The organism is Pseudomonas sp., from assembly GCF_030698175.1.
GTDB lineage: Bacteria > Pseudomonadota > Gammaproteobacteria > Pseudomonadales > Pseudomonadaceae > Aquipseudomonas.
Map to the genome: position 1 here is coordinate 77226 of NZ_JAUYNT010000029.1, position 22242 is coordinate 99467.

The window sequence follows — 22242 nt, forward strand, 5'->3', positions numbered from 1 at the left end:
CAAGGACCGTTATGCACACTCTTGCCCTAACTAACGCCTCACCCTTCGCCAGCCGCTTCCTGGCTTGGCTCAAGGAACGTTTCCCCTTCGCCAACGCCCTGCTGTTTTTCATCCTCTACCTGGCCACCGCCGCCGTGGCCCGCGCCAGCCAGACCGGCAGCATCGACCTGAGCCTGCAGGACCTGCTGAGTTGCCTGATCACCTGGTCGTTCTTTCTGCTGCTGCGGGTGCTGGATGAGCACAAGGATTATCAGCTGGACTGCCAGAACCATCCGCAACGGGTGCTGCAAAGCGGGCTGATCAACCTCGGTCATCTGAAACTCGCAGGGGTGCTGGCGGTGGCCGCGCAATTGCTCTGGTCGCTGTGGCTGGATCGCGGCATCGGCCAGGTGACCCTAGCCTGGGTCGCGCTGCTGGTCTGGACCGGGCTGATGGCCAAGGAGTTCTTTATTCCCGCATGGCTCACCCGCCACCTGACCTGGTACGCGGTGTCGCACATGCTGGTCATGCCGCTGATCGTCTGGTGGCTGGCCAACCTGGCGCAGCCCGGCTGCAGTTTGACCCCGCAACTGCAGGTGATGATGGCCCTGGCCTTCGTCAGCGGCTTTTGTTTTGAGATCACCCGTAAGACCAAGGGCCCGGAAGAAGAGCGCGACAGCATCGAGTCTTACTCGCGGATTTTCGGCACTCGCGGCTCGGCCCTGGTGGTGCTGCTCTTGGTCAGCGCCATGACACTGAACCAGTTGTGGCTGATCCAGCTGCTGCTCGGCCAGTTGCCGATCTGGGCCTTGCTGGTACTGCTGGCCTTCTACGCCTTGTCCGTGCGCCAACTGCTGGCTTTTATCCGCGCGCCCTCGGCGGCCTTGCGTGGCAAAAACGAAGCCTGCGTCGCCCTGACCATGCTGGCCGGTTACGCCGTGTTGATCGCCGTGGTGGTGATCGAGCATGGCCTGTCTACTTATCTGATCTGAGGAAGCGAGCATGCGTATCAATACCCAAGAAGACCCGCAGCCGTTGTCCTTCGGCGCCGGTGAAAATCAACAACAACCGCAGTCAGCGTCCCTTCTTAACCCAGGCAACGACAGTCGCCAGCAGCACTGGCAGCTCAGCTACCAGAGCCGGATGCAGCCGCAGAGCGGCGCCGAGCTGGTCTATGACGACCAGACCCTGCCCAAGGTGCCGGCCCGTGGCCTGTATACCGAGCAGGCCCGCCAGGAGCGGCTGGCCTTCGCCCGTGCGCAGACCGGCGCGAGCCTGCGCGAGGTCGAGCAGACTCGCCTCGACCCGCGCACCCTGGTGAGCAATATCGAAGCCTTTATCGGCAGCGTGGAAATCCCCGTGGGCCTGGCCGGCCCGCTGCATATCAAGGGCGAGCATGCCGACGGCCTGTATTACGCACCCATGGCCACCTCCGAAGGCGCCTTGCTGGCCTCGGCCACCCGTGGCGCCACCGCCCTGTCGCGGGCCGGCGGGGTGACCGCGCGGGTGATCGGCCAGCGCATGATGCGGGTGCCGCTGTTCGGTTTTGCCAGCATGCAGCAGGCGTTGTTTTTCGCCGACTGGGTGCAGGACCAGCGCCAGGCCCTGGCCATCGAGGTGCGCAAATACTCCAACTTCGCCAAGCTGGTGGAAATCCAGGCCCAGGTGCTGGGGCGCAATGTGCATGTGCATTTCGTCTATGAAACCGGCGACGCCGCCGGCCAGAACATGACCACCACCTGTACCTGGCAGGCCTGCCAATGGATCTTCAAGCAACTGCAGCAGTTCGACGGGCTGACGGTGCTGAACTTCATGGTCGAGTCCAACCTGTCCAACGATAAGAAGGTCACCTACCAGACCTTTATCAAGGGCCGTGGCGTGCGGGTGATGGCCGAGGCCGTGCTGAGCGACGCGATCTGTCAGCGGGTGCTCAAGGTCACCGCCAAGCAGCTGGTCAGCGCCTACCAAAACTTCATCACCGGCTCCCTGGCGGCCGGCATGATCGGCTTCAACATCAACGTCGCCAACGTGGTGGCGGCGATGTTCACCGCCCTCGGGCAAGACATCGCCTGCGTGCATGAGTCGGCCCTGGCCCAGTTGCACCTGGAGCTGAACGAGGACGGCGACGTCTACTGCATCATGACCATGCCGTCCTTGGTGATAGGCACAGTCGGCGGCGGCACCAACCTGCCGCAGCAGCGCGAATGCCTGGAACTGATCGACTGCGCCGGCCCCGGCAAGGCGCACAAGCTGGCCGAGGTGATCGCCAGTTATTGCCTGGCCCTGGACCTCTCGACCTTGGCGGCCATCGCCGCCGACCAGTTTGCCCGCGCCCATGAGCGGCTCGGCCGCAACCGGCCGGTGGACTACCTGAAATTCGCCGACCTGGACACCCCGTTCTTCGCCGAGGCCCTGCACAACAGCGGCCTGAGCGAGCTGCGCCCCTATGCCGTGGAGCCGTTGCAGGTGGAGAGCAAGGGTTCGAGCATCATCACCGAGCTGACCGCCCACAAGGTCAGCAAGTTGCTAGGGCACTTCCCCTTTAGCCTCAAGACCAACAGCGGCGATGTGCGGGTCATGGCCAAGGTCAAACCGCTGGATGGCGAAGTCATCCTGATGCTCAACAGCATGGCCAGCATGTGCGATGCGCGGCTGGCCCAGAGCTTTAACCAGTACCGCGAGCAGCTTGGCTTCAAGGGTTGTCATGTGCGCGAACTGGCGGTGATGAGCCAGCAAGACCCGCGCTTCACCCGCCACGCCCCGCAGGTTTACGGCGTGGTCGAGGACCCGCAGCGCGAGGCCTATGTGATCATCGAGGAACTGCTCGAAGACCTGGTACTGATGGACAGCGCCGACGACACCCAGGCCTGGACCCAGCCCCATCTGGAGGCGGCCATCCGTGGCATCGCCCAGGTGCACAGCATCTGGTACGGCCGCGAGGAGGAACTCAAGCAGCAGCCTTGGCTGGTGGACTACCCGACGGCCGCCGGCATGCTGGAAAAACGCCGGCTGTGGGAGCTGCTCGGCGCCCATGCTCGCGAGGAATTCCCCGAGTGGTTCAGCGAGGAGGACCTGGAGGTGTTTCGCCGCATCGTCAGCGGCATCGGCAACTGGTGGGCAGACATCGAACGGATGCCGCGCACCCTGATCCACAACGACTTCAATCCGCGCAATATCGCCCTGCGCAACACCGAGGAAGGCTTGCGCCTGTGCGCCTACGACTGGGAACTGGCGACCCTGCAGCTGCCCCAGCACGACTTGGCCGAGCTGCTCGGTTTCACCCTGGTAGCCCCCGTGGATGCGGCCACGGTCGAGCACTACCTGGAGCTGCATCGCCTGGAGCTGGAGCAACACAGCGGCCAGGCCATCGACCCCGAGCAGTGGCGCTACGGCTACAAGTTGGCGCTGCGCGACCTGCTGGTCAACCGCCTGCCGATGTACATGATGGCCCACACCTTCCGCCATTACCCCTTTATGGAAAGGGTTTACCGGACCTTCCGCCATCTGCTGGAAATTGAAGGGGTTCGCCTGTGATCACTCAGTACTTTTATAGCCAAGAACAAGCCTTATTCCTGCCGCCCGAGCAGCTCGGTGGCAAAGCCGCCAACCTCGCTCGCCTGAGCCGCGAGGGTCTGCCGGTTCCACGCTGGTGGGTGCTGAGTACCGAGGCATTCGCCCTGTTGCTGGACAGCAACCAGCTCAGCGCCTCGATCGAGGCGCGGTTGGCCCAGGTCGGCACCGACAGCGCCGGCATAGACGCCCTGGCCGTGCAGATTCAGCAGCAGGTGCTGGCCGCGCAACTGCCGGCGGTGCTGCGTGAGCAAATCGCCCAGGCCTTGGTCGGTCAAGATGAAGTCTATTTTGCCGTGCGCTCCTCGGTGCTCGGCGAAGATGCCCAGGGCGCCTCGTTCGCCGGACAGATGGACAGCTACCTGTTTCAGCGTGGCCTCGCCGCCATCGAGCAGAGTCTGTTGCAGGTGGCGGCCTCGGCCTTCAATGCGCGCGCCCTGCACTACCGCCTGAGCAAGGGCATCGCCCTCACGGATATCCGCGCCGCGGTGATCATCCAGGAAATGGTCGAGGGTGAAGTCTCCGGGGTGATGTTCACCGCTCACCCGATCACCGGCAGCCGCCGCCATGCATTGATCTCGGCGGCCTGGGGGGTTGGCGAGGGCATAGTCGGCGGCCTGTGCAACACCGACGAATACAGCGTCGGCCTGTTCGACGAGCAGATTGAATTGCAGCTGGCCGACAAGGACATCGCCGTGCGCTTCGACCGCGCCGGCGGCCGTGGCACCCTGGAGTGCGAAGTGGATGAGGCCCAGCGCCAGGCCCGCGCCTTGACCGACAGTCAGGTGCTGCAACTGCGCGATCAGGGCCAGCGCATCGCCACCCTGCTGCGCTTCCCGCAAGACATCGAGTGGACCCTGCGCGGTGAGCAGTTTTATATTCTGCAGACCCGGCCCATCACCCGCCTGCCGGCGCCGAGCCAGCCGACCGGGCAACGCCTGGTGTTCGATAACTCCAATATCCAGGAGTCTTACTGCGGGGTGACCACGCCGCTGACCTTCTCCTTCGCCAACCGCGCCTACGCCACCGTGTATGAGCAGACCATGCGCGTGATCGGCGTGTCCGAGGGGCAGATCCAGGCCCACCGCGACATGCTCGACAACATGCTCGGGCTGATCCACGGGCGGGTCTACTACAACATCAATAACTGGTACCGCGGCCTGTTGCTGCTGCCCTCGTTCAAGACCAACAAGGCCGACCTGGAACGCATGATGGGCCTGACCGATCCGGTCGACCTGATCCAGGACCAGCAGCTGAGCCTGAGCGCCAAGCTGGCCAAGTTGCCCCAGGTGCTGCGCGCGCTCTATCAGCTGAGCCGGGGCTTTCGGCGCATGAATGCGCTGGTCGGCGAGTTCCGCCAGATGTTCGCCGAGGCCTACCGCAGCGTGCCCCGCGAGCAGCTGCATTGCCTGAGCGTCGGCGAGCTGATCGATGAAGCGCGGCGCCTGGACCGCGAGCTGCTGCAGCGCTGGACCTCGCCGATCATCAACGACTTCTACGTGATGATGATGAATGGCCGGGTGCACCGTTGCCTGGTGGCCGCCGGGTGCGAGCAAGCCGAGGTGCTGCAAAACAACCTGCTGTCCGGTGAGGACGGCATCGAGAGCACCGAGCCGACCAAGCTGCTGCTGCGCATGTGCGCCTATGTGCGCACCCAGCCGGCGCTGCAGGCGCTGATCGAGCAGGCCGACAACGCCAGCCTGCTGGGCCGCATCCAGGTTTTGGATCAGAATTTCTATGCCCAGTGCCAGGACTATATCGAGCAGTACGGCGACCGCACCATGGGCGAGCTCAAGCTCGAATCCATCACCTTGCGCCAGGACCCGAGTTTTCTCTTCGCGATTTTGAAGAACTACCTGAGCCGCCCCGACCTGACTCCGCAAACCCTCGCAGCCAACGAGGCGCGCTACCGTCAGCAGGCCGAAGAGCAAGCCTTTGCCGCCATCGCTCAGCGCCTCGGCGGCCGTGCGCTGCGCACCTTTAAAAAGCACCTGGGCAAGCTGCGCGACGCCATCCGCAACCGCGAAAACATGCGCCTGGCCCGCACCCGCATGTTCGGCCTGTACCGCGAGCTGTTCCTGGAGATCGGCCAGCAGCTGGCCATGGACGAGGTGCTGGCGCAGCCGCGCGACATCTTCTACCTGAGCATCGACGAGCTGTATGCCCTCAACGACGGCCGCGCGGTGCAGACCGAGCTGCAAAGCCTGGTCAGCGCCCGCCAAGCCGAGTTCGCCGGCTATCAGGCGCAAGACCTGCCGCACCACTTCTGCACCTGGGGCATGGTCTATCGGCACAACGCCTACCAGTACCCGCACGCACCGGTGGTGCAGGTCGAGGGCGACATCCGTGGCATCGGCTGCTACCCCGGCATAGTCGAGGAGAAAGTCCGGCTGATCTTCTCGCCCGAGGACGAACTGTCCCTCAATGGCCAGATCCTCTGCACCATGCGCACCGATCCGGGCTGGGCGCCGCTGTTTCCCACCGCCGGCGGCATTCTGGTGGAGCGCGGTTCGACCCTCTCGCACTCGGCCGTGGTCGCTCGCGAGTTGGGCATCCCGGCGATAGTCGGCATCCCCGGCATCACCGCGCTGCTGCAGAACGGCGAGCGCGTGCGCATGGACGGCGCCGCCGGCACCATAGAACGGCTGGATCAGCCAGCCGCCAGCCAGAGCCCCGTCAGCGAGCCTGAGCCGGAGGTCGCCCATGGCTGATGCCTGGATGGGCGCTTGGCAGCCGGAGATGCCGCTGCCCGCGGCCTTTATCGAGCTGCCCCAGCAGCTGTATGCCGATGACCCGCACTGGCTGGGCGAAGATGCCCAGGCCCTGGCTCGGCAGTTTGCCGCCGACAACCCCTGGTTCGCCACGGGCCGGGCCTGGCTCGGGGTGATTCCCGGCCAGGCGCGGCTGGCCGGCTTTGTCAGTGAGCAATTGGTGGAGGGCGAAAGCGCGGCGTTTTTTGGTTTCTGGGAAAGCATCGACGACCCGGCGCCGAACAAGCTGCTGTTCCAGGGCCTGACGGACTGGGCCCGTGACCAGGGCGCCAAACGCCTGTACGGGCCGATCAACTTCAGCACCTTCGGCAGCTATCGCCTGCGCCTGGATGGCTTCGACGTCGGCTGTTTTCCCGGCGAACCCTGGAACCTGCCCTATTACCCGGCGCTGCTGGAGTCGCTGGGACTTGAACTGCGTCACCGTTACCTGTCGACCTTCAACGACACGGCTCAGGTGGCCGACTCGGTGCGCCAGGACTACCTGCGGGTCAAGCCGCAGCTGGAGCAAGTGGTCAGCCTAGAGGCCTTGACCGGCGAATTCTGGCTGGCCCATCTGGACGAGCTGTATGGTTTCGTTGGCGACGTTTTCGGCGCCAATTTTGCCTATACGCCCTTGTCGCGGGAAGCCTTCGCCCAGCACTGCGGCACGTCCTTGGCCGAGCGTCTGTGTCCCCACAGTTCGGTGCTGGCGCGGGCCCATGACGGCCGTATCGCCGGCTTCTTTCTGGTCTACCCGGATTACAGCCCGCTGCTGCGCCAGGGCAACCCGCAGCGGCTGCCGGCCGCCAGCATCAACCAGGCCGAGCATTTTGCCCAACTGCCCACGCCTCGGCGGGCGCTGGCCAAGACCGGCGGCGTGCACCCGGACTTTCGCCAGCATGGGCTGTTCACGGCCATGGGCTGCGAGCTGTCGCTGCGCGCCGAAGGGCACTACCAGCAAATTGCCGCCACCCTGGTGCGCGCCGACAACAACTCCCGCCAGTTCGCCCTGCGCCACGGCGGCGACGCCCATCACTACGGCCTGTACCAGAGCACCCTATGACCAGCGCCCATTTCAACCGCCCCGCCGCCGGCCAAACGCTCGCAGAACCAGAGCCAGAGCAACCGCTGCCCTGCGCGAATTTTTGCAGCGCCATAGTCGCCGCCGCCGCCCGTCATCCCCAGCGCTTGGCGCTGAGCGTGCCGCGCGCCGCCGATGGCTACCGCACTGCCGAGCAGCTCAGCTATGAGCAATTGCTGGCCCGCGCCGCGCAGTTGCAGCAGGGTTTGCTGCAGGCCGGGCTGCGCCAGGGCGACCGGGTGTTGCTGATTGCCCAGCCGAATCTGGACCTCTACGCGGTGATTCTCGCGTTGCTGGGCTTGGCCATGGTGCCGGTGCTGCTGGACCGGGGCATGAGCCGCGCCCGCCTGCTGGCCTCAATGCGCCTGAGCGGCGCCCAGGCCCTGCTCGGCGAGCGCGGACTGATCAAGCGTTGGTGGTTGCTGCCGAGCCTCTGGCGACTAAAACGCCTGGGGTTGGATGGCGGCTGTTTCGGCGTGCAGGCCCTGCCCCGCGACTCGCAGCCCACGGCGCAAGGCTTTCGCAGCGTGCCGGTGAACGTTGCGAGCCACGGCCTGATCAGCTTCACCTCCGGCAGCACCGGCCTGCCCAAGGGCGCCGACCGCACCCACGCCAGCCTGACGGCCCAGCATCTGGCCATTCGCCAACACTGGCCGGACCAGGACGACGACATCGACCTGCCTTGCTTCCCGGTGCTGGTGTTGCACAACCTCTGCTGCGGCATCAGCACCGTGCTGCCGGCCACCAACCTGGCCCTGCCCGGCCAGGTTGCCCCGGCGGCGGTGCTGCGCCAGCTGCAGCTCGATGGCATCACCCGCATCGCCGGCGCCCCGGCCTATCTGCAACGGCTGGTGAGCCATGCCCAGAGCAAGGGCCAGCGCTATCCGGGGGTGCGTTCCCTGGTGGTCGGCGGCTCGACCCTCAGCGAACAACTGCTGCGCGATTGCCTGAGCGTGTTTCCCAACGCCCAGGCGCTGGCGGTCTATGGCTCGACCGAAGCCGAGCCGATCGCCGAGGTGTCAATGCCTGAGCTGCTGCGCGACTGGCACCAGCAACCCGGGCATCTGCTCGGGCGCCCGGCCGAGATGGCCGAGGTCTGCATAGCCGATCCCGCGCAGCCGCTGAGCGATGCGGCCTCGGTGACCCGCGCCAGCCTACCAGCCGGGCAACTGGGGGAAATCCTGGTGGCCGGCGCCCATGTGCTGCAGCGCTATGTGGACAACCCCAGCGCCACCGCCGAGAGCAAGATCCCCCGCGCCGATGGCCTGGTCTGGCACCGCACTGGCGATGTCGGGCTGTTCGACGCCCAGGGCCGGCTCTGGCTCAGCGGCCGGCTCAAGGATGCGCTACGGGTGGACGGTCAATTGCACTACAGCTTCCCCGTGGAGAAAGCCCTGGACGCCCTGCCCGGCGTGCGCCGCAGCGCCCTGATCAGCCGCGACGAGGAGGTTAAAAACGCAGCCGCCGACAGCGAACTGTTGCTGGTCATCGAAGGGGAGCTTTCCACGGGTTTGCCGGCGCTGCTGGCTGAGTACGGTTTCGCCCAGGTGCGCCTGGCGCAGATCGACAGCATGCCGGTGGACGGCCGGCATAACAGCAAGATCGACCGCCCGGCCCTGCGCGAGCTAGCGCGCAAAGGCCGCCTCGAACTGAAGGCCATTTGCCCATGAACAGCAGCAATCCAGCGCCGCCAGCGCGCTATATCATCCGCCTGAACCCGGTCGATCTGCTGACCCTGTCCGGGCTGCTGACCTCCGGCTTGGCCATCCTCAGCGCCCTGCATGGCCTCTACCCGCTGGCCGGCGCCTGGCTGTTTCTGGCCATGCTCGGCGATGCCCTGGACGGCATGCTGGCGCGCCGCTTCAAGCTGGAGCGGCCCTTCGGCCGTTATCTGGATGGCTTCATGGACATGCAGATCTACTTACTGGCGCCGGCGCTGATCTTCTACCTGCAGGGCTTCGATGGTTTCTGGCTGCCGTTCTTGTTGCTATTGCTCGGCTGCGGCTGCACCCGCCTGGCGGTGTTCAACGACATCGGCAATATCAGCGAAGGTGACCACCTGGCCTACCTGGGCATGCCGGTGTTCTGGAGCGTATTTATCCTCGGTGGTTATCAATGGCTGGTGTTGTGGCTGCCGCCGTTCTGGCTGCACCTGCTGCTGGCCCTGAGCCTGAGTGTCTTCGGCCATGCCATGTTGCTGCGCCGGCCGTTCTTCAAGTTCAAGCGCCTGGCGCACATCATCGGCCTGTGTCTCGGCGGTTTTGCTCTGCTGTTGTTGCTGCAATGGCTGCTGGGGAATGGCTATGTTTGATGCCCTGCTGATGGCCTGGTACCTGCAAGTGCCGGTGGTGATCGGCGGCGTGCTGCATATGCTGGCCGTGACCCGCGACTATTTGCCGGCGCTGCGACTGCCGATCCATGCCGGCCTGTTCGGCGCCAATAAGACCTGGCGCGGCGTGCTGTTGGTACCGCTGCTGACCGCCTTCGGCGCCCTGTGCCTGTGGCCAGCCGAACAGTGGCTGGGGCCGCAGGCGCTATTGGGCCAACCCCTCTGGCTCGCCGGCCTGATCGCCGGCTTCGGCTATGTGCTGGCCGAACTGCCCAACTCCTGGCTCAAACGTCGCTTAGGCATAGCCCCCGGCGTTACCCCATCGCGCTGGACAGTGCTGGGCGACCAACTGGATTCCGGCCTGGGCGTAGCCCTGGCCTACTGGCTGTACCTGGACCTACCGACCACGGTCGGCCTGCTCTATATGCTGACCTTTCCGTTGACTGCGCTCGGGGTCAAACGATTGCTGTACTGGGGGCGACTGAAGCAGTCGGCAGTTTGAGCGATCAAGATGAGATTGCCGAGAACACCGCGGGCCTTATCCGCGTCACGCCTTGCGCCAGACGCTGGCCAGCCAGGGCTGTTGCGCGCGCGGTAAACCCGCCGGCCGGTAGTAGTGTTCGAGCTCCTGGAAGCCTGCGGCCGTCAGCAGACGCCGCCAGCTCGAGAGGTCGTGGTAGGCGCCATAGCGCGCGCCATGCCAGCCTTCCTGATTGTCGCCGTGGGGGTTGGAGCTGAACAGCACGCCGCCCGGTTTTAGCGTGGCATGCAGTTGGCCTAACACCCGTGGCAGCTCCTGGCTCGGCACATGAAATAGCGCGGCATTGGCGAACACGCCGTCGAAGCGCTCGCGCGGCAGATCGAGCTCAAGAAAGCCCTGCTGCCAGACTTCGCAGCCACTGTCGGCCCGCGCCATTGCGGCCAAGCACGCAGAACCATCCAGGCCGATTGCCAGATGGCCCAAGGCGCTGAAGACCTTCAGGTCGCGGCCCGGGCCACAGCCGAAATCGAGAAGGGTGAATGGCGGCTCGCCTTCGATATGCCGCAACAAGGCGGCGATATTCTGGCTCACATCATGATCGCGGGTGCCCGCGCGGAAGTCCTCGGCGCACTGGTTGTAGTGTTCAAGGGTTAGGGCGGCAATTTGGGCTAGGTCGTCGGCAGAGAGGTTCATGGCGGGGGAACTTGGCGGGATTTCCTAGCATTGAGCGCGCTATCCTGGCCGGTTGCAAGCAGACGCAAATCCGGCCAATAGGCGGTCGGGGGAAACCTAGCGAGTGCTGCTCGGCAAAGAAAATCCGCTATAAAAAAGCCGAGGTCCGCATATGGCGGGCCTCGGCTTTTTAACTGTGGGCTTAGGTGCGGATTAACGCGCCATGTATTTACCGATTTCAAACTTGCCAATCGCCATCCGGTGCACTTCGTCTGGGCCGTCGGCCAGGCGCAGGGTGCGTTGCATGGCGTACATATAAGCCAGCGGGAAGTCGTTGGAGACCCCGGCGCCGCCGTGGATCTGGATCGCCCTATCGATCACCTGCAAGGCCACGTTAGGCGCCACCACCTTGATCTGGGCAATTTCGCTGGCGGCGATCTTGTTGCCGACCGTGTCCATCATATAAGCGGCATTCAGGGTCAGCAGTCGCGCCATATTGATCTCGGTACGCGAGTCGGCAATCTTGTCGATATTGCCGCCCAGGCGCGCCAGCGGTTTACCAAACGCGGTACGGCTGATGGCGCGTTTGCACATCAACTCCAGTGCCCGCTCGGCCATGCCGATGGAGCGCATGCAGTGGTGAATCCGCCCTGGGCCGAGGCGACCCTGGGCAATTTCAAAGCCGCGGCCCTCGCCCAGCAACACACTTTCGTAAGGTACACGGACGTTCTCGAACAACACTTCGGCGTGGCCGTGGGGCGCGTCGTCGTAGCCGAACACCGGCAGCGGGCGAACAATCTTCACCCCCGGCGCATCGGTTGGCACCAGAATCATCGAGTGCTGCTGGTGGCGCGGTGCGTCCGGGTTGGTCAGGCCCATAAATATCATGATCTTGCAGCGCGGATCGCAGGCGCCGGAGGTCCACCACTTGCTGCCGTTGATCACCCACTCATCGCCCTCACGCACGGCGCGGGCTTGCATATTGGTGGCATCCGATGAGGCCACGCCTGGTTCGGTCATGGCAAAAGCCGAACGGATTTCACCGCGCAGCAGCGGCTCCAGCCATTGTTTCTTCTGTTCTTCATTGGCGTAACGGACCAGCACTTCCATATTGCCGGTGTCCGGCGCCGAGCAGTTGAACGGCTCGGGGCCCAGCAAGGAGCGGCCCATGATCTCGGCCAGCGGCGCGTATTCCAGATTGGTCAAACCAAAGCCCTGCTCCGAATCCGGCAAGAACAGGTTCCACAGCCCTTCGGCTTTAGCGCGGGCTTTCAGCTCTTCCATGATCGCGGTCGGCTGCCAGCGGTCACCGGTGGCGACCTGCTGCTCGAACACCGCCTCGGCTGGATAGACATAAGCGTCCATAAACGCGGTAACACGTTCACGCAATTGCTGAACCTTGGGGGAGTAGGCGAAATCCATGGGAGCACCTTTGGCTGAGGGAAATAATTGAGCTGGTAAGAATGCTAGAACAGCGTTTAAGATTTATCTAACCTATTTTCACTGTGTATGAACATTCATAAGCCATATGCAGTTAGGGGTGAGCCCGCCCACAGTCGCGCACTTCAGGAGTTGCCTGGCCATGAATCTGAGCAAAGTCGATTTGAATCTGTTTATCGTCTTCGATGCCATCTACACCGAGGCCAATCTGACCCGCGCCGGGCAGATCGTCGGCATCACTCAGCCGGCGGTGTCCAACGCCCTGTCGCGGCTGCGCGAGACCTTCAACGACCCGCTGTTTGTGCGCACCGCCCAAGGCATGGTGCCGACGCCCATGGCGCAGAACATCATCGGCTCGGTGCGTAACGCCCTGCAATTGCTGCGGGTCTCGGTGCAGGAAAGCCGGATTTTTAATCCGCTGGAAGCCAACAAAACATTTCGCATCAGCATGACCGACCTGGTCGAAGCCGTGCTGCTGCCGCCGCTGTTTCAACGCCTGCGCAGGCAAGCGCCGGCGGTGCAGATCGAGAGTTTCTTGGCCAAACGCCGGGAAACCACCAAGGAGCTAGCGGCCGGGCGCATCGACTTTGCCGTCGACGCGCCGCTGAATACCGACTTGCAGGTACGCCACGTCAAGCTGTTCGAAGACCGCTATGTGTGCACCATGCGCCGCGGCCATCCGCTGGCCAAAGACAAACTCAGCCTGGACGAATACCTGTCGCTGACCCATATCCATATTTCCAGCCGCCGCAGTGGCCTGGGGTTGGTGGATTTGGCGTTGGGCAAGATGGGCATCCAGCGCAAGATCGCCCTGCGCTCGCAGCACTACCTGATGGCCTCGATGGTGATGCAACAGACCGACATGGCCATGACCGTCACCGAAAGCTTCGCCCGCCGCCACGACCTGCACGCCGTCGAGCTGCCGGTCAACGCCGTACCCGCGCAAGAAACCCATCTGTACTGGCACGAAAGCACCGACCAAGACCCTGCCAACCGCTGGATGCGCGAACAACTGATCGAACTCAGCCAACAAATCACCAGCCGTGAACTGGCTAAATAAGCGCTGTTTAGCCGTTATGCGTTGATACCGATTAACCATTGGCAAGCCTTCCGTGGATGCGCTGGAGCGCAGCGCTACCCATCACAGGCATAATCGACGTATGGGTAGCGCAAGCTCAACCCATCCTACAAAGGCCACGCCGCTCCAACGCTGATCGGTAACCACCAAGTGCGCCCTCTTCTGCTCGCCATCCGCGCGACGACAATGCTCTCCACTACCCGCCGCAGACTTCGAAAAGCTTGAATCCAGCCGCCTCTACGCATTAATCCGCGGGTTGATTTGCTGCGTCTTAGCTAGCCTAATTAGCTGACTGATAAGTCAAATAATGAATAATGTATACAAATTACTAGCCAATTAACTAATTAATTGTCTACATTACTCGCACAACAAAAAACCAGAGACTTTCGCCATGCAAACGTCCACTGCTAAAACTTCGTCTGTGCAACGCCCTGAAGATGAAAATCTGGGCCTCTTCGCCAACCTGGCCTACGGCCTGCAACATGTGCTGACCATGTACGGCGGCATAGTTGCGGTGCCATTGATCATCGGCCAGGCGGCCGGGATGTCACCCGCCGAGATCGGCATGCTGATCACCGCATCCTTGTTCGTCGGTGGTTTGGCAACCTTACTGCAAACCCTCGGGCTGCCCTTCTTCGGTTGTCAGTTGCCCTTGGTCCAAGGCGTGTCCTTCGCCGGTGTGGCGACCATGATCGCCATCGTTACCACCGGCGGCGGGCTGCCGGCGGTGCTGGGCTCGGTGATAGTCGCATCGCTGATCGGCTTTTTAGTGACGCCGATTTTTTCCAGAATCATCAAATACTTCCCCAACCTGGTGACCGGCATTGTGATCACCACCATTGGACTGACGCTGATGCCGGTTGCGGCATTCTGGGCCATGGGCGGCAACCCCAAAGCCGAAAACTTCGGCAGCATGGGCAATATTGGCCTGGCCGCGTTTACCCTGCTGGTGGTATTGCTGCTGAGCAAGCTGGGCAGTGCGAGCATTTCGCGCCTGTCGATCCTCCTGGCGATGGTCATCGGCACCCTGACTGCGCTGGTCTTGGGCATGACCGATTTCTCCCAGGTCAGCTCCGGGCCGATGCTGGCCCTGCCGAGCCCCTTTCATTTCGGCATGCCAACGTTTCAAGTGGCGGGCATCGTCTCAATGCTGATCGTGATCATGGTGACCATGGTCGAAACCTCGGCCGACATCCTTGCGGTCGGCGACATCATTGACACCAAGGTGGACTCCAAGCGTCTTGGCAACGGCCTGCGCGCCGACATGATTTCCAGCATGATCGCGCCGGTCTTCGGCTCCTTCACCCAAAGCGCTTTTGCCCAGAACGTCGGTTTGGTTGCCGTTACCGGGGTTAAAAGCCGTTACGTGGTGGCCTTTGCCGGGCTGATTCTGATGACTCTTGGCCTCTTGCCGGTGATGGGCCGCATAGTCGCGGCCGTACCGGCCTCGGTACTCGGCGGTGCCGGTATTGTGCTATTTGGCACAGTGGCCGCCAGCGGCATCCGCACCTTGTCCAAGGTCGACTATCGCAACAACATGAACCTGATCATCGTCGCGACTTCCCTCGGCTTCGGCATGATCCCGATAGCCGCACCGCACTTCTATGAGCATTTCCCTAGCTGGTTTGCCACCATCTTCCACTCTGGGATCAGCTCGGCGGCGATCATGGCCATCGCCTTGAACCTGTTGTTCAACCACATCAAAACCGGCAACTCCGAGAACCAATCGGTGTTTGTCGCCGGCACCGAACGCAGTCTGCGCTACCAGGATATTGCCGCGCTGAACGAAGGCGATCACTTCGTTGATGGCAAGCTCTACGATGCCGAAGGTCTGGAAGTACCGCTGCTGGTTGACGATGAACACACAGCCAAACCCCAGGCGACAAGCGCTCCAGCCCGACAACCAACCTGTGCGCATTAGTCCTCATAGTGCCTGCTGGGTTGCCGGTAATGCGCAAACAGCCTGACCTCAGCGCCATTGGTCAGCAGTAGGCGAAACGCCGGCGACGAGCCAGCTAACCAGCCAGCCAGATACCGATGGCCTATCGGCGGATGTTCCGGCAGTAGCTGTCGAGCGTGAACGGGCCATCCTGGCAGGTGCTTGGATGGCTCAACGTCTGCGGCCCGAGCACGACGTAATAAAGCCCGAAGCCCAGCCTGGATCGCGAGATAGCAGAACGAATCTTGCGGACGCATATCGATGGCATCACGCATATAGCCGACGAAGGCCAGATCAAAAAACCATCTTCGCCACTGCGCAGCACTGGCTTAACGATGCCGAAGTAACGCTCAGTTTTCGCGCAATAACTAAAACCTCCACGAACTATGCCCTGCCTTAGCCACCGCCAAGCGTGGCTATGTCGACCTCGGCAAGCTTGGGCCTACTCCCGGCGTCGATGCCCAGCACGCGCAGGGCGGCGATCTGCACCGAGCGGGCGCCGAGTTTAAGAACGCTAGAGAAAAACCCTCGCGGCGCTTGCATGTACGTCAGTCACTTGCTTAAATCTGACCCTCAAGTCATCTTGAGACCATACGGTCACATTATTTCAGAGCGTTCCCGCTGTCCGCTTAAGTCAATTTAGACAAGGAAGATAATCACGTGAAGCCGGAAGCTGCCATCGTCGAGATTCGCCACAAATACAAGGTTTATACCGAGCACTATCGCAACGTCAGTGCCGAGAAAACCATCATTCTGGTTAACGGCTCGCTGGCCACCACCGCCTCCTTCGCGCAGACCGTGCGTTACCTGCGACCGCGCTTCAACGTAGTGCTTTACGATCAGCCTTACGCCGGCCAGTCACGGCTGCATAACCACCACGACCAACCGATCCGCAAGGAGGACGAGGCCGAGATACTGCTGGCGTTGATCGAGCATTTTTGCGCCGAGCATCTGCTGTCTTTTTCCTGGGGCGGCGCTGCAACCCTGCTAGCACTGGCTCAGCGGCCGCGCCAGATCGAGAAAGCGGTGATCTACTCCTTCGCCGCGCGGATCAATCAGCCGATGCGTGACTACCTGGAGACTGGCCTGGATTTCCTACAAGACTGCGACCGCAACAACCTTGCGCAGTTGCTCAACAACAGCATCGGCAAACATCTGCCGTCATTGTTCAAGCGCTTCAACTATCGCCATGTCAGTAACCTGAGCGAGCACGAATACCGACAGATGCACTTTCATATTCACCAGGTGCTGACCCAGGACACCCAGTGCTATGTCGCCTGCGCCGCCGCTATTGAGATCCCGCTGTTATTCGTCAATGGCGAGTGGGATGAGTACACCAGCACGGACGACGCCCGGCTGTTTGCCGAGCATGCCCAGCAGTGCCAATTTTGCACCATCAAGAGCACCGGACATTTCCTCGACCTGGAACACAAGGCGGCGTGGCACGCCACTCAGCAGGCCTTACTGGGTTTTCTGCAGCCAGTTAGCAGCCTGACCAAGGCGAATAAGCAGCAGTCGCTGGCCAAACAATATGGCTATGGCGCCAGAGAGCGTGCCGTTGTTTGACCATTAGCGATGGCCCGTCTACGGCTTAATTCTTCGCGCGGCGCTTTGGCTGCAATTGCGGCGCAGCTATTTCCTGCTCGGCGCTATGACGATATGACCACGGAGTGTTACTCATGCGAGAGAAACCAACGGTGGGCGACTTGCCCGTAACCGCAGTAGCAAGCAACGCCCACAACGCCAAGGTCACCTTACGCGGCCGCAACCTGTTTTCCACTCTGCGCACCCTGGCCTTGCAGGGCCTGCGTCAACCGGTGCACAGTAGTCGCCATGCGCTGGCTTTGGGCAGCCAACTAGGGCGCGTGCTGCTAGGTGACACACCGCATCAGCCCAGCCCCCAGGACCCCCGTTTCAGCGATCCCTCCTGGCAAACCAACCCCTTTTATCGGCGCAGTCTGCAGGCCTATCTGGCCTGGCAACAGCAGCTCGGCGTGTGGATCGATGAGAGCAATCTGCCGGCCGACGACCAGGCCCGCAGCCGCTTTATCCTGGGCATGCTCGGCGATGCGCTGGCGCCGTCCAACAGCCCGCTCAACCCGCTGGCGCTCAAGGAGCTGTTAAACAGCGGTGGTCTCAACCTGGTCAATGGCGCGCGGCATTTGCTCGACGATCTGCGCAACAACGGCGGCATGCCCAGTCAGGTGTGCAAAGAGTCCTTCGAGGTCGGCGGCAATCTCGCCACCAGTGCCGGCGTGGTGGTGTTTCGCAACGAGTTGCTGGAGTTGATCCAGTATCAGCCGCAGAGCGCCAAGCAGTACGCGCGGCCACTGCTGATAGTGCCGCCGCAGATCAACAAGTACTACATCTTCGACCTCAGCCCGCAGAAGAGCTTCGTCCAGCACGCGCTGCAGAACGGCATGCAAGTGTTCATCATCAGTTGGCGCAATCCGAATGCCCGCCATCGCGATTGGAACCTGTCGACCTATGTGCAGGCCATCGAAACCGCCCTGGATGTCACCCGCGCCATCAGCGGTAGTCATGATGCCCATCTGATGGGCGCCTGCGCCGGTGGCCTGAGCATTGCCGCTCTGCAAGGCCATTTGCAAGCCCGCGGTCAGCTCGACAAAGTCGGCAGCGCCAGTTATCTGGTCAGCCTGCTGGACAGTCAGATCGACAGCCCGGCCATGCTGTTTGCCAATGAGCAAACCCTCGAAGCCGCCAAGCGCCGCTCCTACCAGAAAGGCGTGCTGAATGGCCGCGACATGGCCAAGGTGTTCGCCTGGATGCGCCCCAATGACCTGATCTGGAACTACTGGGTCAATAACTACCTGCTCGGTAAGCGGCCGCCGGCCTTCGATATCCTTTACTGGAACAACGACAACACCCATCTGCCGGGTGCGCTGCACGGCGATCTGCTCAATCTGCTGCTGCACAATCCGCTGACCCGACCTGGGGGCTTGAAAGTGTGCGGTACGCCGATCGACCTGAGCCAGGTTACGGTGGACAGTTTCAGCGTGGCCGGCATCAACGACCACATCACGCCCTGGGATGCCGTCTACCGTTCGGCCATGCTGCTTGGCGGCGAGCGGCGCTTCGTGTTGTCCAACAGCGGACATATCCAGAGCATTCTTAATCCGCCGGGCAACCCCAAGGCCAACTACCTGGAACACAGCACGCTCAGCAGCGATCCACACGCCTGGCATCAGGCTGCGCAAAAAAACGCCGGCAGCTGGTGGCCAACCTGGCTGGAGTGGATTCAGGCCCGCTCAGGTGAGCAACGCAAGAGCCGGACGGTCCTGGGCAGTAAGGACTACCCGGCCATGGAGGCCGCGCCCGGCACCTATGTGCATGGCCGTTAACCCCTGACTGCAACCTTCGCCGCGCGAATCAATTTGCGCGGCAAACACCAGTAACCTGGCTGAAAACCCCACAAAACTCCTCGCATCAACCCGGCCCTCGCCCCCCTCGAAAGCATTCAAACCGCGTCGAGCGCTTTGGTTAGGCGCCGCCTTAAGGATTGACAGTTCGGCTTACCCTGCTTTACGTTAACGTAAAGGTAAGCATAGTCAGAGCGCCCAGCATGTCCACGACCTACAGTATTTCCGACCTGGCCCGCGAGCTGGATATCACCACCCGGGCCATTCGCTTCTATGAGGAACAAGGCCTGCTGATTCCCGAGCGCCGTGGTCAGGAACGCATTTACTCGGCGCGCGACAAGGTGTCGCTGAAGCTGATTCTGCGTGGCAAGCGCATCGGTTTTTCGTTGGCGGAATGCAAAGAGCTGATCGAGCTGTACGACCCAGCCAGCGGCAACCACAAGCAGCTGGAAACCTTTATGCAGAAGATCGTCGAGCGCCGCGCTCAGCTGGAGCAGCAGTTACTGGACATCCAGCAGATGCAGCTGGAACTCGATACGGCCGAAGAACGCTGCCATATCGCAATGAGCGAAACCCTTAAACAACAAGATCTTAGCGTCTAAACCTAAAATAATTATCACAGGTGAAACCATGAGCTATCCATCCCTGAACTTCGCCCTCGGCGAGACCCTCGACATGCTGCGCGACCAGGTGCGGGCCTTCGCCAACGCCGAAATTGCTCCGCGTGCGGCCGCCATCGACAGCGACAACCAGTTCCCGGCGGACCTGTGGAAGAAGTTCGGCGACATGGGCCTGCTCGGCGTCACCGTGAGTGAAGAGTACGGCGGTGCCGGCCTCGGCTATCTGGCCCATGTGCTGGCGATTGAAGAAATCAGCCGCGCCTCGGCCTCGGTTGGCCTGTCCTACGGCGCCCACTCCAACCTCTGCGTGAACCAGATCAACCGCAACGGCACGGCCGAGCAAAAAGCCAAGTACCTGCCCAAGCTGATCAGCGGCGAGCACATCGGCGCACTGGCCATGAGCGAGCCGAATGCCGGCTCCGACGTGGTGTCGATGAAGCTGCGCGCCGACCTGCATGGCGACCATTACGTGCTCAACGGCAACAAGATGTGGATCACCAACGGCCCGGACGCCCACACCTACGTGATCTACGCCAAGACCGATCTGGCCAAGGGCGCCCACGGCATGACCGCCTTTATCGTCGAGCGCGACAGCCAAGGTTTCTCCCGCAGCCCGAAACTGGACAAGCTCGGCATGCGCGGCTCCAACACCTGCGAGCTAGTATTCCAGGACGTTGAAGTGCCGGTAGAGAACATCCTCGGCGCGCTGAATGGCGGTGTGAAGGTGCTGATGAGTGGCCTGGACTACGAGCGCGTGGTGCTCAGCGGCGGGCCGATCGGCATCATGCAGGCCTGCATGGACGTGGTGGTGCCCTATATCCACGACCGCAAGCAGTTCGGCCAGAGCATCGGCGAGTTCCAGCTGATCCAGGGCAAGGTCGCCGACATGTACACCCAGTTGAATGCCAGTCGCGCCTATTTGTATGCCGTGGCCCAGGCCTGTGACCGTGGCGAAACCACCCGTAAAGACGCCGCTGGGGTGATTCTTTACACCGCCGAGCGCGCCACCCAGATGGCCCTGGATGCGATCCAAATTCTTGGCGGCAACGGCTATATCAACGACTTCCCCACCGGCCGCCTGCTGCGCGACGCCAAGCTCTATGAGATCGGTGCCGGCACCAGCGAAATCCGCCGCATGCTGATCGGCCGCGAGTTGTTTAACGAAACCAAGTAACACGGCGAAAACGTAGGGTGGGCTTCAGCCCACCAATACCTTGATTGTGAATTGCGGTGGGCTGAAGCCCACCCTACCCCGCAACCCTACGGGAACCGTATATGGCCATCCTGCACACCCAACTCAACCTCCGCTCGCCCGAGTTCGCCGCCAACACCGCGGCCATGCTTGAGCAAGTGCTCAAGCTGCGCACCTTGCTCGCCCATGTGCAGGCCGGTGGCGGCACCAAGGCCCAGCAACGCCACACCTCACGGGGCAAACTACTGCCGCGTGAGCGCATTAATGTGCTGCTGGACGCCGGCTCGCCGTTTCTGGAGATCGCACCCTTGGCGGCTTATGAGGTGTACGGCGAAGAGGTGCCGGCGGCCGGCATAGTCGCGGGTATTGGCCGGGTCGAAGGCATCGAGTGCATGATTGTCGCCAACGACGCCACGGTGAAAGGCGGCAGTTACTACCCGCTGACGGTAAAAAAACACCTGCGCGCCCAGACCATCGCCCAGGAAAACCGCCTGCCGTGCATCTACCTGGTGGACTCCGGTGGCGCCAACTTACCGCGCCAAGATGAGGTGTTCCCGGATCGCGAGCACTTCGGGCGGATCTTCTTCAACCAGGCCAATATGAGCGCCATGGGCATCCCGCAGATCGCCGTGGTCATGGGTTCCTGCACCGCCGGCGGCGCCTATGTGCCGGCCATGGCGGACGAGGCCATTATGGTGCGTAACCAGGCCACCATCTTCCTTGCCGGCCCGCCGTTGGTGCGCGCCGCCACCGGTGAAGTGGTCAGTGCCGAGGATCTCGGTGGTGCCGACGTGCACTGCAAGACCTCCGGCGTCGCCGATCACTACGCCGAAGACGACGAGCACGCCCTGGCCCTGGCGCGGCGCTGCATCAGTAACCTCAACTGGCGCAAACAGGGCCAACTCAACAGCCGCGCCCCGCTACCTTCGCGCTACGCCGGCGATGAGCTGTATGGGGTGATACCGGCTGACAGCAAGCAGCCCTTCGATGTGCGCGAGGTGATCGCGCGGATCGTCGACGACTCGCAGTTTGACGAGTTCAAGGCGCTGTTCGGCCAGACCCTGGTGTGTGGCTTCGCCCACTTGCACGGCTACCCGGTGGCGGTGCTGGCCAACAACGGCATCCTGTTTGCCGAGTCCGCCCAGAAAGGCGCGCACTTTATCGAGCTGGCCTGCCAGCGCGGCATTCCGCTGCTGTTTTTGCAGAACATCACCGGCTTTATGGTTGGGCAAAAATACGAGGCCGGCGGCATCGCCAAACACGGCGCCAAGCTGGTTAACGCCGTGGCCTGTGCCAAAGTGCCGAAATTCACCGTGATCATCGGCGGCAGCTTCGGCGCCGGTAACTACGGCATGTGTGGCCGCGCCTACGACCCGCGCTTTCTGTGGATGTGGCCCAACGCGCGGATCGGCGTGATGGGCGCCGAACAGGCTGCCGGCGTGCTGGTGCAGGTCAAACGCGAGCAGGCCGAACGGGCCGGTCACGGCTTCTCGGCAGACGAAGAAGCGCAGATCAAGCAGCCGATACTCGAACAATACGAGCGCCAGGGCCACCCCTACTACTCCAGCGCCCGCTTGTGGGATGACGGAGTGATTGACCCGGCCCAGACCCGCGAGGTGCTGGCCTTGGCGCTGTCGGCCAGCCTGAATGCGCCGATTGAACCGAGTCGTTTCGGCATTTTCCGCATGTGATCGCGGACTGTAGGGCGGGTGCAACCCGCCAAATCCAGCG

Annotated in this window: 17 protein-coding genes; 14 read left to right on the forward strand and 3 right to left on the reverse strand. The window is 62.5% G+C overall.

Annotation, left to right across the window (positions count from 1 at the left end; genetic code table 11):
- Positions 1–11: 11 nt before the first annotated feature.
- Genes Q8R10_RS15700 through Q8R10_RS15730 form a run of 7 tightly spaced genes read left to right on the forward strand, consistent with a single transcriptional unit; the run spans position 12 to position 10211 of the window.
- Positions 12–971, forward strand: coding sequence for a hypothetical protein (locus Q8R10_RS15700; RefSeq protein WP_305654787.1), 960 nt, complete (start codon positions 12–14; stop codon positions 969–971).
- A gap of 10 nt (positions 972–981) precedes the next feature.
- On the forward strand, positions 982–3513 hold the full coding sequence (locus Q8R10_RS15705) for a phosphotransferase (protein ID WP_305654788.1): 2532 nt from the start codon (positions 982–984) through the stop codon (positions 3511–3513).
- Positions 3510–6260, forward strand: a complete 2751-nt coding sequence (locus tag Q8R10_RS15710) for a phosphoenolpyruvate synthase (RefSeq protein WP_305654789.1) — start codon at positions 3510–3512, stop codon at positions 6258–6260. The genes Q8R10_RS15705 and Q8R10_RS15710 overlap by 4 nt, the downstream gene beginning before the upstream one ends.
- A complete protein-coding gene (locus tag Q8R10_RS15715; RefSeq protein WP_305654790.1) occupies positions 6253–7362 on the forward strand; it encodes a hypothetical protein in 1110 nt (369 codons plus the stop codon). Before Q8R10_RS15710 ends, Q8R10_RS15715 begins: the two co-directional genes overlap by 8 nt.
- The gene (locus Q8R10_RS15720; protein ID WP_305654791.1) at positions 7359–9050 is read left to right on the forward strand and encodes a fatty acid CoA ligase family protein; all 1692 of its coding nucleotides are present in this window, start codon (positions 7359–7361) and stop codon (positions 9048–9050) included. Before Q8R10_RS15715 ends, Q8R10_RS15720 begins: the two co-directional genes overlap by 4 nt.
- Positions 9047–9691, forward strand: coding sequence for a CDP-alcohol phosphatidyltransferase family protein (locus tag Q8R10_RS15725; protein ID WP_305654792.1), 645 nt, complete (start codon positions 9047–9049; stop codon positions 9689–9691). Before Q8R10_RS15720 ends, Q8R10_RS15725 begins: the two co-directional genes overlap by 4 nt.
- Positions 9684–10211, forward strand: coding sequence for a hypothetical protein (locus Q8R10_RS15730; RefSeq protein WP_305654793.1), 528 nt, complete (start codon positions 9684–9686; stop codon positions 10209–10211). The genes Q8R10_RS15725 and Q8R10_RS15730 overlap by 8 nt, the downstream gene beginning before the upstream one ends.
- Positions 10212–10256: 45 nt before the next feature.
- On the opposite strand, the gene Q8R10_RS15735 is transcribed toward Q8R10_RS15730, so the two are convergent.
- Positions 10257–10883, reverse strand: a complete 627-nt coding sequence (locus Q8R10_RS15735) for a class I SAM-dependent methyltransferase (protein ID WP_305654794.1) — start codon at positions 10881–10883, stop codon at positions 10257–10259.
- 192 nt (positions 10884–11075) lie between these two features.
- Entirely contained in the window at positions 11076–12284 is a 1209-nt protein-coding gene (locus Q8R10_RS15740; RefSeq protein WP_305654795.1) for an acyl-CoA dehydrogenase, read from the reverse strand.
- 160 nt (positions 12285–12444) lie between these two features.
- Between Q8R10_RS15740 and Q8R10_RS15745 the strand changes: the two genes are divergently transcribed.
- Both Q8R10_RS15745 and Q8R10_RS15750 read left to right on the forward strand, forming a co-directional pair.
- Entirely contained in the window at positions 12445–13362 is a 918-nt protein-coding gene (locus Q8R10_RS15745; protein WP_305654796.1) for a LysR family transcriptional regulator, read from the forward strand.
- A 409-nt stretch (positions 13363–13771) separates the two neighbouring features.
- Complete coding sequence (locus tag Q8R10_RS15750) at positions 13772–15301, forward strand: nucleobase:cation symporter-2 family protein (RefSeq protein WP_305654797.1); 1530 nt, start codon at positions 13772–13774, stop codon at positions 15299–15301.
- 414 nt (positions 15302–15715) lie between these two features.
- Here the strand turns inward: Q8R10_RS15750 and Q8R10_RS15755 are convergent, their stop codons facing one another.
- On the reverse strand, positions 15716–15862 hold the full coding sequence (locus Q8R10_RS15755) for a hypothetical protein (protein WP_305654798.1): 147 nt from the start codon (positions 15860–15862) through the stop codon (positions 15716–15718).
- Between the two features lie 117 nt (positions 15863–15979).
- Between Q8R10_RS15755 and Q8R10_RS15760 the strand changes: the two genes are divergently transcribed.
- The 5 genes from Q8R10_RS15760 to Q8R10_RS15780 all read left to right on the forward strand — a co-directional run bounded on the left by Q8R10_RS15760 (position 15980) and on the right by Q8R10_RS15780 (position 22202).
- Positions 15980–16885, forward strand: a complete 906-nt coding sequence (locus tag Q8R10_RS15760) for an alpha/beta fold hydrolase (protein ID WP_305654799.1) — start codon at positions 15980–15982, stop codon at positions 16883–16885.
- A 113-nt stretch (positions 16886–16998) separates the two neighbouring features.
- Positions 16999–18681 carry a class II poly(R)-hydroxyalkanoic acid synthase gene (gene phaC / locus Q8R10_RS15765; protein WP_305654800.1) on the forward strand — a complete coding sequence of 561 codons (1683 nt, stop codon included), beginning with the start codon at positions 16999–17001 and terminating at the stop codon, positions 18679–18681.
- Between the two features lie 221 nt (positions 18682–18902).
- The gene (locus tag Q8R10_RS15770; RefSeq protein ID WP_305654801.1) at positions 18903–19301 is read left to right on the forward strand and encodes a MerR family DNA-binding transcriptional regulator; all 399 of its coding nucleotides are present in this window, start codon (positions 18903–18905) and stop codon (positions 19299–19301) included.
- A gap of 28 nt (positions 19302–19329) precedes the next feature.
- Positions 19330–20493: an isovaleryl-CoA dehydrogenase gene (locus tag Q8R10_RS15775; protein ID WP_305654802.1), complete on the forward strand. Its 1164-nt coding sequence runs from the start codon at positions 19330–19332 to the stop codon at positions 20491–20493.
- 101 nt (positions 20494–20594) lie between these two features.
- Positions 20595–22202: a carboxyl transferase domain-containing protein gene (locus Q8R10_RS15780; RefSeq protein ID WP_305654803.1), complete on the forward strand. Its 1608-nt coding sequence runs from the start codon at positions 20595–20597 to the stop codon at positions 22200–22202.
- Positions 22203–22242 lie beyond the last annotated feature (40 nt).

What these genes read in the sequence shown, in the direction of transcription:
- Q8R10_RS15780 (WP_305654803.1), top strand. Translation starts at nt 20,595, where the DNA reads ATGGCCATCCTGCACACCCAACTCAACCTCCGCTCGCCCGAGTTCGCC.
- Q8R10_RS15750 (WP_305654797.1), top strand. Translation starts at nt 13,772, where the DNA reads ATGCAAACGTCCACTGCTAAAACTTCGTCTGTGCAACGCCCTGAAGAT.
- Q8R10_RS15735 (WP_305654794.1), bottom strand. Translation starts at nt 10,883, where the DNA reads ATGAACCTCTCTGCCGACGACCTAGCCCAAATTGCCGCCCTAACCCTT.
- phaC (WP_305654800.1), top strand. Translation starts at nt 16,999, where the DNA reads ATGCGAGAGAAACCAACGGTGGGCGACTTGCCCGTAACCGCAGTAGCA.
- Q8R10_RS15730 (WP_305654793.1), top strand. Translation starts at nt 9,684, where the DNA reads ATGTTTGATGCCCTGCTGATGGCCTGGTACCTGCAAGTGCCGGTGGTG.
- Q8R10_RS15745 (WP_305654796.1), top strand. Translation starts at nt 12,445, where the DNA reads ATGAATCTGAGCAAAGTCGATTTGAATCTGTTTATCGTCTTCGATGCC.
- Q8R10_RS15775 (WP_305654802.1), top strand. Translation starts at nt 19,330, where the DNA reads ATGAGCTATCCATCCCTGAACTTCGCCCTCGGCGAGACCCTCGACATG.
- Q8R10_RS15715 (WP_305654790.1), top strand. Translation starts at nt 6,253, where the DNA reads ATGGCTGATGCCTGGATGGGCGCTTGGCAGCCGGAGATGCCGCTGCCC.
- Q8R10_RS15755 (WP_305654798.1), bottom strand. Translation starts at nt 15,862, where the DNA reads ATGCAAGCGCCGCGAGGGTTTTTCTCTAGCGTTCTTAAACTCGGCGCC.
- Q8R10_RS15700 (WP_305654787.1), top strand. Translation starts at nt 12, where the DNA reads ATGCACACTCTTGCCCTAACTAACGCCTCACCCTTCGCCAGCCGCTTC.
- Q8R10_RS15740 (WP_305654795.1), bottom strand. Translation starts at nt 12,284, where the DNA reads ATGGATTTCGCCTACTCCCCCAAGGTTCAGCAATTGCGTGAACGTGTT.
- Q8R10_RS15725 (WP_305654792.1), top strand. Translation starts at nt 9,047, where the DNA reads ATGAACAGCAGCAATCCAGCGCCGCCAGCGCGCTATATCATCCGCCTG.
- Q8R10_RS15770 (WP_305654801.1), top strand. Translation starts at nt 18,903, where the DNA reads ATGTCCACGACCTACAGTATTTCCGACCTGGCCCGCGAGCTGGATATC.
- Q8R10_RS15720 (WP_305654791.1), top strand. Translation starts at nt 7,359, where the DNA reads ATGACCAGCGCCCATTTCAACCGCCCCGCCGCCGGCCAAACGCTCGCA.
- Q8R10_RS15705 (WP_305654788.1), top strand. Translation starts at nt 982, where the DNA reads ATGCGTATCAATACCCAAGAAGACCCGCAGCCGTTGTCCTTCGGCGCC.